Genomic DNA, 12544 nt, shown 5'->3' with positions numbered 1-12544 from the left:
GGTTCAGCCGTCCGGGGATCCTGTTGCCTGCATGTCAGGTTTGCTAGGCCGCAGGAACTGCCTCCGCAAGAGCTACCCGCGGGGCCCCGGAAGGCGCAGCGGAGGCGCCACCCACCTGGACATTGACCCAGGTCCTGATGCCGTTCCCGCCCAGGGTGAGGCGCGAAACGTAAGCGCCCTCTGCCAAGCCGGTCCAGGCCAGCGTGGCCGAGGTGGCAGTACCGTTCGGAGCCACGATCGGGTTCGGTTCCACCTTTAGGTTGCCTGCGTCCCCTGCAAACGTGGCTGCCTGCACGGATGCGCTGGCCGCCACATTGCCGGGAGTGGAGTAGAGGTTGGCCACGATGTAATATGTGCCCGCGCGCGGCGACTCCAGATCCAGGAACTCGCTGGCGGAAGCCGTTGCCACCTGCGTTGCCGTCAGGCCGCCTGAAGCATTCGGTGCGTAAACCACCATGTCCCAGTCGACGTCATTCGATTGCGCCTGGACACCCAGCCGGGCAAATGTCGCGCCGGCGGGCACCGCCACCTGGAGCAGGGCGTTGTGCGCATCGTTTACCGGCGCATACGCACCGGGAGTTTTGGTGATGGCTGTCTGGCTCAGGGGCGCCAGGCCTTCCACCCCTACCTGGATGGGGCTATCCGAACCGGACACCAGTTCCATGATGCCGCTGCCGCTGCCCGTGGCGGAACTGAAGGAGAACGACGGGGCGATCTGCGCATCAACAGGCCGAATAGCGATGGGAGAGCTCACCGTGCGCGGGCCCTCCCAGTTCAGGGTGCCGGTGCTGAACCTGCCCACCGGAGCGCTCACGTTCCTGATGGTCAAGGTAACCTCGCGGGTCTGGCCTGCCTTGGCGAAGTTCAGCACCTGCGGCTCCACCTCGACGTTGATGCCGGGCATGGTGACTTCCGGACGGTACACACCGGGCACCAAAGCAGTGAGCTGGCGCTTGACCTTGACTTCGCCTACCAGGCTGCCGAGTGCGATGGACGGCAGGTTCAGGTCGCGGGCGGCAATGGTGCCGGCCTGCGGAGCTCCGGTGTCGACGCCCTGGCCATTGAGGAAGCCCAGCCAGTCCTTGATGCCTGAATTGTAGACCAGGCCTGGATCCAGGACCCGGGTTGAATCGATGTGGCCGGCGCCGCCCTGGAAGGGATCGGTGTTCGCTGAACCGTCAGCGTTCACCAGTGGGTAGGCGGTGGTCATCATGGCCGACTTGACCATGGCAGGCGTCCACTTGGGCTGCTTGCTGAGCACCAGGGCACCGAAACCGGCGATGTGCGGCGCGGCCATAGACGTTCCGGACATGAAACCGAACTGTTCCCCTTTGTTGCCGATGGTCGAAACACCGGCGAGGACGTTCACGCCCGGTGCGGCAATGTCGGGTTTCAGCAGGTCGCCGCCGGAAGCAAGGCTTGGCCCGCGGGAGGAAAAACCAGCAATCTGCGGCGCCGGGGCAGGGGGCTCACCCGTGAGGTCCCCCTTGACCAGGCTGACGGTCAAAGCGGAATTGGCTTCCAGCTTGGACTTCAGTTCCAGGCTCTTGGGGGCGTTGACGTGGACCGTGGGGAGCACATGGTTGTCCGCGTCTTCGGAGCTGCTGGTGAGGTTCACCAGGATCATCCCCACGCCGCCCTTGTCCTGTACTTCCTTGCTCTTGGCCGTTCTGTCCACAACTCCGCGGTCGCAGACCACAACCTTGCCGGTCACCTTTGCAGCGTCGAGGGAACCGGGACCGCAGAGGTTCGGATTGGCAGCACCTGCTGCTGCCGCAGCGGAGGCGACGACAACGGGCTTATCCGTCACTTCAGACTTCATGATGGATGCTCCCCGGTACAGCGAACCATCGGAGACCTTCACGGTGCCGAGCAGGTTACTCGGGAAGGTGGAGGCGGCAACGGTGGTCAGCCACGGCGAGGCGTGGTTGACGGTGGAGACCGCAGGGCCGGAGTTGCCGGCGGAAACGGAAACAAAAACACCAGCCGCGGCAGCATTGAGGAAGGCCAGCGCCACGGGATCGGTGGTGCTGTTGTTGTTGCCTGAGATCGAGTAGTTCAGGACATCGACGCCATCCTTGATGGCGGCTTCCACTGCCTCCACCGAAGCGGAGGAGTAGCAACCTCCGGTATCAGGGTTGGTGTCCTCCCAGCAGACCTTGTAGACGGAAACCTTCGCGGCAGGAGCAACGCCGGAGCCCTTGCCAAATCCGGCGCCGTCGATCACCTGTTCAACATTCGCGTTGCCCGCAGCGGTGGTGGCCGTGTGCGTGCCATGGCTTCCGACGTCGACCGGCGAGATGAGCTCTTGGGGCGCCCGGTTTCCGGGCGCTACGGACTGCAGGAAGGAATCGGCAAAGTACCTGGCGCCGATGACCTTTGAGTTGCACAGGGAGCCGTCGAATGATGCGCCCGTCCCCTGCCCTTTTTGGCACTCGCCTTCGAAGGTGGTGCCGTCGGACTTAAGCATGGCGATCCGGCCTTCGGCGGTGCGGTACGGCTCGCCAACCTGCGCGGGACCATTCAGCGGCTGGACGGGCCCGCCCTGCAGGAACGGGTTGTCCGGGGCGTAGCCGGAGTCGATGACCCCTACAACGACGCCTTTGCCGGCGTTGGCTTCCCCGCCGAATTGCTTGGCCCAGACTCCGTCGGGGCCGGTCAGCTTGAGGAAGTCGGCAGTGGTGTAGTCCGGGGCGTTCTCCGTGTCCGGCGCAACCGCCAGGACACGGTTGTCCCTGGACAGCTCCATGGCCTGCGCTGCTGTCAGTTCGGCGCTGAAGCCGTTGAGGGCAGCGGTGAACTGCTTCCCGGGGGTGACGCCCCGGCTGGCAGCGACCTCCCGTTGCTGCTTGCGGAGATGCGCGTCGTAGGCCTTGTAGGTGGGGCTTCCGGCATCCAGCTTCCTGCCGTTCTGCGGTTTGGTGGCGCGAAGTCCCGGGGTTTCACCTTCGTAACCCGCAGCCGCCGCACCTGCAAGGACGACGATGTAACGGCCGTCTTCGAACTCAGCGGGCGCGGTCTTTTTAGCACCTATTGCCAGGTCCTGTCCGGCCGGCGCCGCGGCAGCGGGGCTTATGGCCACCGAGGCGAGGAGAAGAGGTAAACCAACGGCCAGCGCCGCGGCCTTCCGGAATCCCCCGGCCCGCATGGGGCTCTTTCCAGTTGATTTCACGCGCAACCCTTTCACGATGTACCGGCCCGGCCGGATGGGGGGGCCAGAAACTATTGGCATGGCAGGCGAAATTACAGATTTTGTCATTCCTTTGGCCAGCCGATTCATAGAGTACAGACTGATAGCTGAATATGACATAGAACACAATCGCTAATTTTTTGCCAGTCACACGGCTCCGTCGTGAAGGTGGGATGGCATGAAAAAGGGCACCCCGCAGGGCGCCCGGGCACGCTCAAACTGAGTGCGCTGCTGCGCTGCTACCGGGGTGTGCGGACCACGTCGCTGATCCACTGCCTGGTCTTTTCATCCACGGGTCCCGCTACCCGGTTTTCCCGGGCAAACCGGTCGGCTTTGATCTTCTGGAGCACCATGCGCCCCAGCCCGGCGAATACTGCGGCAGCAACCAGGGGCAACAGCACGGATTTCGGTTTCTCAGCCATCCAGCAATCCTAGTGACAGTGTTGGCTCAACTCCAGAACCCGGGCTCAAACCGCCGGCGGCCACCCCTGAAGCCCAGAGCTCCGAGCCGGCGGAGCCGGCCGAATCCGCCGAATACAGGGTGAGGCGCTCCGGCCGGTAGAATGGACTAGCAAGCTCGCGGAGCGCCCGTCCACAAGGTTAAGCAAGTGTGTCCCCAACACCTCGGTACGGCGTGAGACGGCACCACTCCGCTGCGCCCTTACCCAAGCTCACGCACAGGAGTTACCGGATGCCCCGGATCGTTGTTGACGTCATGCCCAAGCCCGAGATTCTGGACCCGCAGGGGAAGGCTATCGTCGGCGCTCTCCCCCGGCTGGGCTTCACCAGCTTCAGCTCTGTCCGCCAGGGCAAGCGTTTCGAACTGACCGTCGACGGCGAGGTGACCGAGGACATCCTGGCCCAGGCGCGCGATGCCGCAGAGACCCTGCTGTCCAACCCTGTCATTGAGGACGTCGTCAACGTCGAGGTCGTCGAGGCCTGACATGACTGAACTTCCCCTGATCGGCGAAGCCATCGCCGCCGACGCTTCTGGTGCCCGCCGGCTCGCCGGTGCCCGGATCGGCGTCGTCACCTTCCCCGGGACCCTCGATGACCGCGACGCCGCCCGCGCCGTCCGGCTGGCCGGCGGCACCGCCGTCGAGCTTTGGCATGCCGACAAAGAGCTCGGTGACGTGGACGCCGTCGTGATTCCCGGTGGCTTCTCCTACGGCGACTACCTGCGCGCCGGCGCCATCGCCCGCTTCGCACCCCTGATGTCCAGGATCATCGACGCCGCCAACAGCGACGCCAGGCTTCCCGTGCTCGGCATCTGCAACGGCTTCCAGATCCTCACCGAGTCGCACCTGCTGCCTGGCTCCATGATCAAAAACGACCACCTGAAGTTCATGTGCCGTGACCAGGTTTTGCGGGTTGAGAACAGCAGCACTGCGTGGACGCTGGACTACGAAGCGGGCCAGGAAATCACTGTGCCGCTGAAGAACCAGGACGGCCAGTACCTCGCGGATGACAAGACCCTGGACGCGCTCGAGGCCGAGGGCCGCGTGGTGTTCCGCTACGTGGGCTTCAACCCGAACGGCTCGCGCCGCGACATCGCCGGTATCTCCAACGCCGCCGGCAATGTGGTGGGCCTCATGCCGCACCCCGAGCACGCTGTGGAGGCCGGCTTCGGCCCCGAGTCACTGGACGGAGTCGGCGGGTCCGACACCGATGGACTCGGCTTTTTCACCTCCGTTTTGACCAAGATTGTGGGAGGCAAGTAATGACCGGGATCTCGACAGGCTCGATCACCGACGGCGGAGGCACGGCTACCGCTGCCGCCTCGCCCACCGCTGCCCCGGGTGCCATCACCCAGGTAAAGAAGTTCAACATCGACACCGTTGAGCATGCGGAGAAGACTCCGGACACGGAACTGCCGTGGGCCGAACTGGGCCTCAAGCAGAACGAGTTCGACGAGATCGTCAAGGTGCTGGGCCGCCGTCCCACCGGCGCCGAGCTCGCCATGTACTCCGTAATGTGGAGCGAGCACTGCTCCTACAAGTCCTCCAAGAACCACCTGCGCCAGTTCGGCGAGAAGGTGACGCCGGAGATGAAGAAGGACATGCTGGTGGGCATCGGCGAAAACGCCGGCGTGACCAACCTTGGGGACGGCTGGGCCGTGACCTTCAAGATCGAGTCGCACAATTCGCCGTCGTTTGTTGAGCCTTACCAGGGCGCCGCGACCGGCATCGGCGGCATCGTCCGCGACATCATCTCCATGGGCGCGCGCCCGGTGGCCGTCATGGATCCGCTGCGCTTCGGTGCCATCGACCATCCGGACACCGCACGCGTCATGCATGGTGCCGTTGCCGGCATCGGTGGCTACGGCAACTCCCTGGGCCTGCCGAACATCGGCGGCGAAATGGTGTTCGACTCCGTCTACCAGGGCAACCCGCTGGTAAATGCCCTCGCAGTTGGCGTCATGCGTCACGAGGACATCCGGCTGGCCAACGCCTCCGGCAAGGGCAACAAAGTGGTCCTGTTCGGTGCCCGCACCGGCGGTGACGGCATCGGCGGCGCTTCCGTTCTGGCCTCCGAGTCCTTCGACGACACCAAGCCTTCCAAGCGTCCGGCCGTGCAGGTGGGTGACCCCTTCGCTGAGAAGGTCCTGATCGAGTGCTGCCTGGAACTCTTCAAGGGCTCCCTGGTGGAAGGCATCCAGGACCTGGGCGCCGCGGGCATCTCCTGCGCTACCTCTGAACTGGCCTCCAACGGTGACGGCGGCATGGCCGTCGAGCTGACCTCCGTACTGCTCCGCGACCCCACGCTGACTCCGGGAGAAATCCTGATGTCCGAGTCGCAGGAACGCATGATGGCCGTGGTCACCCCGGAGAACGTGGAAGCGTTCGAAGCGGTCATGGACAAGTGGGCTGTTGAGTACGCCTGGCTCGGCGAGGTGACCGACAGCGGCCGCCTCATCATCACCTGGGAAGGCGAGGTGATTGTTGACGTCGATCCCCGCACCGTGGCACACGACGGACCGGTCTATGACCGCCCGTTCGCCCGTCCCGAGTGGCAGGACGGCGTGCAGGCTGACAGCTTCACGGGTTCCGTGCAGGACGCCGGCCGTCCCTCCGCCCCGGCCGAATTGGCCAAGGCCGTCACTGAGCTGGTGGCATCGCCGAACATGTGTTCCAAGTCCTGGATCACCAACCAGTACGACCGCTACGTGGGCGGCAACACCTCCATGGCGTTCCCCGATGACGCCGGCGTAGTCCGCGTGGACGAGGAATCCGGCCTGGGCGTGGCCCTGGCCACCGACGCAAACGGCCGCTACACCTACCTCGATCCGTACCACGGTGCGCAGCTGGCGCTGGCCGAGGCCTACCGGAACGTTGCCACCTCCGGCGCCGTCCCGATGGCCGTCAGCGACTGCCTGAACTTTGGCTCGCCCGAGGACCCGGACGTTATGTGGCAGCTCGCCGAAGCCATCCGCGGCCTGTCCGATGCCTGCATGGTGCTCGGCATCCCGGTCACCGGCGGCAACGTCTCCCTCTACAACCAGACCGGCACCACGCCGATCCACCCCTCCCCCGTGGTGGCAGTGCTGGGCAAGCTCGACGACGTCGCCCGCCGCACGCCGTCCGGCTGGCGCGAGGACGGGCAGGCAATTTACCTGCTAGGCACCACCGCTGCCGAGCTGGATGGCTCCGAATGGGCGAACATGCGTGGACACCTGGGCGGCCAGCCGCCCAAGGTTGACCTCGACGCAGAGCGCGCGCTGGGTGAGATCCTGATCAATGCCTCCCGCGACGGCATGATCGACTCCGCCCACGACCTCTCCGAGGGCGGCCTCGCGGCAGCGTTGGTGGAGTCCTCGCTGCGCTATGGCGTAGGTGCCCGGATCGCCCTGCAGGACGTTCTGGACCGGGACGGCGTGGACCTGTTCACGGCGCTCTTCTCTGAGTCCCAGGGCCGTGCCGTTGTGGGCGTCCCCCGCTCGGAGGAAGTCCGCTTCACGGATATGTGCACCGCCCGCGGCTTCGCCCACACCCGCATCGGCGTGGTGGACGCAGCCAGCGGCACCCTGGAGATCAACGGTGTGGCCGGCCTGTCCCTGGACGCCCTCCGCGAAGCCCATGAGGCTACGCTGCCGAAGTACTTCGGCTAGTCCCCGCCGCCACCCCCGGCTCGCAAGGCCGCGGCGGTTCCGGACATCCGCGCTCCTCTAATGAGGGGCGTGGATGTCCGGAACCGCCGCAATTCCGCTTTAATCGTGCTATGGGCAAGATGGCGAGACTCCTCAGCGTCCCGCTGCTGCTGTTCCTGATCCTGATTTCTGCGGCACCAACGCCACAATCAGCGCCGGAAGCTGCCTACCCCCAAAGCATGGCTGCCCTTGGGGACTCCATCACACAGGCCTACAATGCATGCTGTCTGGCTGGCGACTATCCTGCACAGTCCTGGTCCACCGGTAACGGTGCGAGCGACGGCGTGGCCAGTCACTACGAACGGCTGCTCCAGCTGACGCCCGGCATCAGGGGAAACAACTTCAACAATGCCGTAAGCGGGGCAAAGGTGTCCGACCTGCCGCGCCAGGCAGGTGCAGCTGCCGGACAACGGGCTGAGTATGTCACTGTGCTGGTGGGCGCGAACGATCTTTGCGCACCGTCGCTGGAAACCATGACGCCGGTCGAGGACTTCCGGGACTCCGTGACCCTGGCACTGGGTACTTTGGACAGTATGCAGCCACGGCCCCAGGTTTTTGTCGGCAGCATCCCTGATATGTACCAGCTCTGGAGCGTGCTCCAAGGCGACGCGGCTGCCCAGAACACCTGGTCCGCAGGCCGGATCTGCCAATCCATGCTGGCTGCTTCCAACACTGAGGAGATGCGTCAGCAGGTGGTTCAGCGCGGGCTCGCCTTCAACGCGATCCTCGCAGAAGCCTGTGCCCGCTACCAGAGCTGCCGTACTGATGGTGGGGCGATCTATGCTCACGCCGTCAGCCCAAGCGACGTGAGTGGGCTCGACTACTTCCACCCGAGCGTCAAAGGTCAGGCCACGCTGGCAGACATCACGTGGCAGACCGCCCGGGAGGACCGGTAATCAATCTTCGCTGTGCAGCTCCCGCTGCCTTGCGCTGAGCAGTTCCATTTCGGGACGTCCCGCTACAAGGCGCTCGACGGCGGCCAGCACCTCCACGACGTGTGCCCGGTCCGCTGCCACCAGTCCGGCGCCCACTTGGGAGCGCCGGTACTGGTCGTGGTCACCCACCTCGGCGACAGAGACGTCGTAGCGGCGCTTGATCTCTGCCAGCAAGGGCCTGATGACGGAGCGCTTCTCCTTCAGGCTTTGAACGTCGCCCAGGAGGATGTCGAATTCAATCCAGCCGATCCACATGGCTTCAGCCTACCGACCCCCTGCTGCAGGGCTAGATGGTGAGTTCGCCCATCCGGTCCCAGCCTTCGCCGTCGAGCTGGCGGCTGATGATGCGGGGTGTTTCGGCGAGGGCCTGGGGCATATCAGCCATGGCCTGCTTGAAATGTGCACTGTTGACATGCTCTCCTGCACCGTCATCCTTGAACGCTTCAACCAGGACGTATTCGTTCGGGTCCTCCAGGCTGCGGGACCAGTCGAACCAGAGGTTGCCCGGCTCCTGCCTGGTTGCCTGGGTAAAGCCGGCCACGAGATCGGGCCAGCGCTCCGACCATTCAGGCTTGACCTTGAATTTGACGACGATAAAAATCACGTGGATTGTCCTTCCGCGGCGAGTTGGCGTGCCCCTTCAATGTACCGGGAAGTAACGTGGCGCTGCGCCGCGCGCGTTACCAGTCCGCCGGCCGCGTAGAACCAGTTGCCCGGTTTGCTGAACGCCCGGATTCGAAGCAGAACCTCGCCGTTTCCGTTGATCTCCACCTCAAAGGATTCTTCTCCCCGCGCCGGATGCCCGGGCAGTGCTCCGTACCCGAATCCTGCTGACTGGGGCATGCCGGCCGGCAGCGGCTCACGGACCCACACCACCTCGCAGGGCGCATTCAGCCGAAAGGGCCCGACGCCGAAGCCGCTCGCCACCCGCGCTCCCGGCACCACCCGTGGCGAATCAGTGCGGACGCGGAGGCCCGCACGCCGCTGCAACTCCCACGACAGGATGCCGCCGGCCACCCGCTGGTAGACACTTAGGCCGCTGCCCACATGGACTTCCTCCAGCACGGTCGCGTAGCCCGCCGGCGCCGAACCGTGCTCCGTGCCCCCGATGCAGGGGTAGCTCAATCCGCCGAGGGAGTTCACATCGCCGCCTGCCTTGCGCTTGGCCTTCAAAGGCTCTCGCCCCTGGTCCCTGCCAGGCGGGCCCACCCGAGCTGCTCCTGCTGCTTCCTGCTCAGGCCTGCCACCACCAGGTCGTAGGAGTCCTCCACCATGTCCCGGACCATGCTGTCCGGCAACCTTCCATCCAGGCGGACGCCGTTCCAGTGCGTTTTGTTCATGTGCCAAGCCCCGCTGATCTCAGGATGCGCAGCGCGGAATTGAACGGCCAGCGTGGGCTCACACTTGAGGTTTACGTAGAAGTCGCTGGCGTCCATCGAGGACAAGGCAAACAGCTTGGCCTCGTGCCGGGCCCCGCCGGCAACGCTTGCGCGGACTTTGAATACGGCAGTTTCGGGCCCGAACGGGTAATCCTCGAAGGCGCCCGGGAATGAAAGGCAGATCTTCCTCAGCGCGTCGGGGTCCATAAAGTCAGCCTATAAAGCAGTCTCCTCCGGTGCTAGTCTGCGAGGATGTCACACGATCAGGGGATACCTGTTCTGGACCTGAGCACCGCGCGGCAGCCCTACGGGTCTTTCAGTCCGGAATTCATTGAACAGCTTCGGTACGCCACCCACAATGTGGGCTTCTTCCAAATCACCGGCTATGGTGCCGCCCCGGGACAGGCCGAGCAGCTGCTGGACGTCATCCGGCGCTTTTTCAGCCTGCCACTGGAGGAACGGATGAAGCTGGACAACCGCCTGTCGCCCCACTTCCGGGGATACACCCGGATGGGCACCGAGGTGACCCAGGGCAGGGCGGACGCGCGCGAACAAATTGACTACTCTCCCGAGCGTGAGCCCGTCACGGACTATCCGGCGGACCAGCCGTACTGGCTGCTCCAGGGTCCGAACCTGTGGCCGGACGAGTCCTTCCCCGAGCTCAAGCCTGCGGCGATGGAGTGGGCCGAGCTGATGTCCACGGTTGGAATGGAGCTCCTTCGTGCCATCGCGGTTTCCCTGGAACTGCCCGAGGACTACTTCGATGACCCCTTCCGCGATTCACCTGCCTGGATGGGCAAACTGGTGCACTACGTCGGTGGCGTGGTCGAGGCCGCCGGCGACCAGGGAGTCGGCTCCCATGCGGACTACGGATTCGTTACGCTCCTCCTGCAGGACGAGGTAGGCGGGCTGGAGGTCCAGCCTCCCGGCGTCACGGAGTGGCTGCCTGTGGAGCCTATCCCGGGCGCCTTGGTGGTGAACCTCGGCGAGATGCTGGAGGTAGCCACCGAAGGCTATCTGGTGGCCACCATCCACCGGGTACAGGCGCCGCCCCCTGGTGTTGACAGGTACTCTGTCCCGTTTTTCTGGTCTCCGCGGCTTGATGCCGTGATCGATCCCGTCCCCCTGCCGCCCGAACTGAAGGCCGAAGCAAGGGGAATTTCCGACGACCCCGCCAACCCGCTCCTGGCCTCGTTCGGGATGAATATGCTCAAGGGCAGGATGCGCGCCCACCCCGACGTCACGGAGCGGCATTATCCGGCACTTCTGCAGCGCTGAAGCGCCGAGCCCGTCAGAGGTTGTATTTCCAGGCCTGCTGGGCCGGGCATACGTTCATCACGACGTCCAGGCCTGCGGCCTTGGCCCGTTCGGCCGCGGCCTCGTCGACGACGCCCAGTTGAAGCCACACGGCCTTCGCTCCCACGGCAATCGCCTGGTCCACCACGTCCCCCACCTTTTGTGAGTTCACAAAGCAGTCCACGACGTCGATGGGCTGCTTGTCAGCGCGAATGTCACCGAGGCTTCGATAGCCCGTTTCCCCGTGCACAGGATCGCCGGGCAGGTTGACCGGGATGATCTCCATTCCCAGCCGGTCCCGGATAAACAATGACGTATCGTACGCTGCACGCCACTCATTGGTGGTCAGCCCCACGATCGCCCACCGCCCCTTGGTTCGCATGAGGCGCTCGATGACTGCAGGATCGTTCGTGTGGCCCATGGGTCTTAGCTTACGCCGCTCGCCTCGATACCTGAGAGCCGAAGAAAAGACTGATGAGCGTGCGCCCTAACCGGCATGAACGAACATTACGCGCGGAGTACCTCGGTTTGGAGCAAAGGATTCGCATCGGGTCTAGTGGTAGGTGACCATCCCGAGCGGCCTAGAGACCTGGATCGATGAAGCCGCAGCAACCCTGGTCGCCGGCGGACTCCCACGGCCCCGGTGACAGCAAGGACCCAGCCATGGGTACCCGGAACTGACCACTCCGGCGACGGCTGCTCCGTAGGGTGCTACTGCCAGGACCGATGGAGTGATCCTATGACTGCAATCCTCTCGTCGCGGCCAGCCGCGACTGAATCAAGCCCCACGCCAGCCCTGCCGCTGGCTTTTCGCGGCCTGCGCCGCACCTTCGGAGCCGGCGCCGCGGCACACACCGTGCTGCGCGACGTCACCTTCGACGTTGCCGCCGGGGAAGTACTGGCCATCCTGGGCCCGTCCGGCTGCGGCAAGTCCACGCTGCTGCGCGCTGCAGCCGGCCTGGACGCTCCGAGCGCCGGCTCGGTGGTAATCGAAGAGGCTCCCGTGCAGGGCATCGATCCCCGGTGTGCCTTCGCCTTCCAGGAGCCGCGGCTGCTGCCGTGGCACACCCTTCAGGCCAACGTGGCCATCGGCCTCCCCACTGGAAGCAGCGCCAGGGAAGGCAAGGCCAAGGTCGCCCGCCTGCTGGAACTTGTAGGACTGGAGGCCTTCGCCAAGCACCGTCCCCGTGAGGTGTCCGGCGGCATGGCACAGCGTGCGTCGCTGGCGCGGGCCCTGGCACGCAACCCCGGCGTCCTGCTCCTCGATGAGCCGTTCGGCGCCCTGGATGCACTCACCCGCATCAGGATGCAGGACCTGCTCCTGGACATCCACCGGGTGGAGCCCACCACTGTCCTGCTGGTAACCCACGACGTCGACGAAGCCCTCCAGCTCGCGGACCGGATCATCGTCCTGGGTACCGACGGCGCCGGCCCGGGCGCAACCATCGTCCGTACGGTCGAGGTGCCCGGCAGCAGGCCCCGGGACCGCGCGTCCGCCGAACTCGCACAGCTGCGCGGTTCGCTGTTGAAGACCTTGGGCGTGGACGGGCACTGACCGTCCGCCTTCCCCGCACCCCAACACCTCCCCTGAACCAGT

The 12544-nt window shown here is 65.1% G+C and carries 13 protein-coding genes; 6 read left to right on the top strand and 7 right to left on the bottom strand.

The window, feature by feature from the left end; all coding sequences use genetic code 11:
* Nucleotides 1-43: 43 nt before the first annotated feature.
* Together M1E07_RS04065 and M1E07_RS04060 are read right to left on the bottom strand one after the other, a co-directional pair.
* Complete coding sequence (locus M1E07_RS04065) at nt 44-3148, bottom strand: S8 family serine peptidase (protein ID WP_461190320.1); 3105 nt, start codon at nt 3146-3148, stop codon at nt 44-46.
* Between the two features lie 281 nt (nt 3149-3429).
* A complete protein-coding gene (locus tag M1E07_RS04060; protein ID WP_461189009.1) occupies nt 3430-3612 on the bottom strand; it encodes a hypothetical protein in 183 nt (60 codons plus the stop codon).
* 269 nt (nt 3613-3881) lie between these two features.
* Here M1E07_RS04060 and purS point away from each other — a divergent pair, with 269 nt between their 5' ends.
* The 4 genes from purS (at nt 3882) to M1E07_RS04040 (ending at nt 8233) form a co-directional block, all read left to right on the top strand.
* A complete protein-coding gene (gene purS / locus M1E07_RS04055) occupies nt 3882-4133 on the top strand; it encodes a phosphoribosylformylglycinamidine synthase subunit PurS (RefSeq protein ID WP_003798434.1) in 252 nt (83 codons plus the stop codon).
* Between the two features lies 1 nt (nt 4134).
* Nucleotides 4135-4911 (top strand): phosphoribosylformylglycinamidine synthase subunit PurQ, encoded by a 777-nt coding sequence (gene purQ / locus M1E07_RS04050; RefSeq protein ID WP_461189008.1) that lies wholly within the window; start codon nt 4135-4137, stop codon nt 4909-4911.
* A complete protein-coding gene (gene purL / locus M1E07_RS04045; protein ID WP_461189007.1) occupies nt 4911-7298 on the top strand; it encodes a phosphoribosylformylglycinamidine synthase subunit PurL in 2388 nt (795 codons plus the stop codon). The genes purQ and purL overlap by 1 nt, the downstream gene beginning before the upstream one ends.
* A 110-nt stretch (nt 7299-7408) precedes the next feature.
* A complete protein-coding gene (locus tag M1E07_RS04040) occupies nt 7409-8233 on the top strand; it encodes an SGNH/GDSL hydrolase family protein (RefSeq protein WP_461189006.1) in 825 nt (274 codons plus the stop codon).
* Here M1E07_RS04040 and M1E07_RS04035 read toward each other — a convergent pair whose 3' ends face one another.
* From M1E07_RS04035 to M1E07_RS04020, 4 genes are read right to left on the bottom strand one after another with little or no spacing between them, the layout of a single operon-like run.
* Nucleotides 8234-8527: a DUF503 domain-containing protein gene (locus M1E07_RS04035; protein ID WP_461189005.1), complete on the bottom strand. Its 294-nt coding sequence runs from the start codon at nt 8525-8527 to the stop codon at nt 8234-8236.
* A gap of 31 nt (nt 8528-8558) precedes the next feature.
* The gene (locus M1E07_RS04030; RefSeq protein ID WP_461189004.1) at nt 8559-8876 is read right to left on the bottom strand and encodes a putative quinol monooxygenase; all 318 of its coding nucleotides are present in this window, start codon (nt 8874-8876) and stop codon (nt 8559-8561) included.
* Entirely contained in the window at nt 8873-9445 is a 573-nt protein-coding gene (locus M1E07_RS04025; RefSeq protein ID WP_461189003.1) for a DUF1990 family protein, read from the bottom strand. Before M1E07_RS04025 ends, M1E07_RS04030 begins: the two co-directional genes overlap by 4 nt.
* A complete protein-coding gene (locus M1E07_RS04020; protein ID WP_461189002.1) occupies nt 9442-9858 on the bottom strand; it encodes an MmcQ/YjbR family DNA-binding protein in 417 nt (138 codons plus the stop codon). The genes M1E07_RS04025 and M1E07_RS04020 overlap by 4 nt, the downstream gene beginning before the upstream one ends.
* A 45-nt stretch (nt 9859-9903) precedes the next feature.
* On the opposite strand from M1E07_RS04020, the gene M1E07_RS04015 reads away from it, so the two are divergent.
* A complete protein-coding gene (locus tag M1E07_RS04015; RefSeq protein WP_461189001.1) occupies nt 9904-10929 on the top strand; it encodes an isopenicillin N synthase family dioxygenase in 1026 nt (341 codons plus the stop codon).
* Between the two features lie 13 nt (nt 10930-10942).
* Here M1E07_RS04015 and M1E07_RS04010 read toward each other — a convergent pair whose 3' ends face one another.
* Nucleotides 10943-11368: a CoA-binding protein gene (locus M1E07_RS04010; protein ID WP_461189000.1), complete on the bottom strand. Its 426-nt coding sequence runs from the start codon at nt 11366-11368 to the stop codon at nt 10943-10945.
* 318 nt (nt 11369-11686) lie between these two features.
* On the opposite strand from M1E07_RS04010, the gene M1E07_RS04005 reads away from it, so the two are divergent.
* Nucleotides 11687-12502, top strand: a complete 816-nt coding sequence (locus tag M1E07_RS04005; RefSeq protein ID WP_461188999.1) for an ABC transporter ATP-binding protein — start codon at nt 11687-11689, stop codon at nt 12500-12502.
* Nucleotides 12503-12544: the final 42 nt, after the last annotated feature.

It is taken from the genome of Arthrobacter sp. Z4-13, from assembly GCF_054792705.1.
The sequence above is the reverse complement of the archived record's forward strand: the minus strand, read 5'-3'. Positions and strand labels throughout refer to the sequence as shown.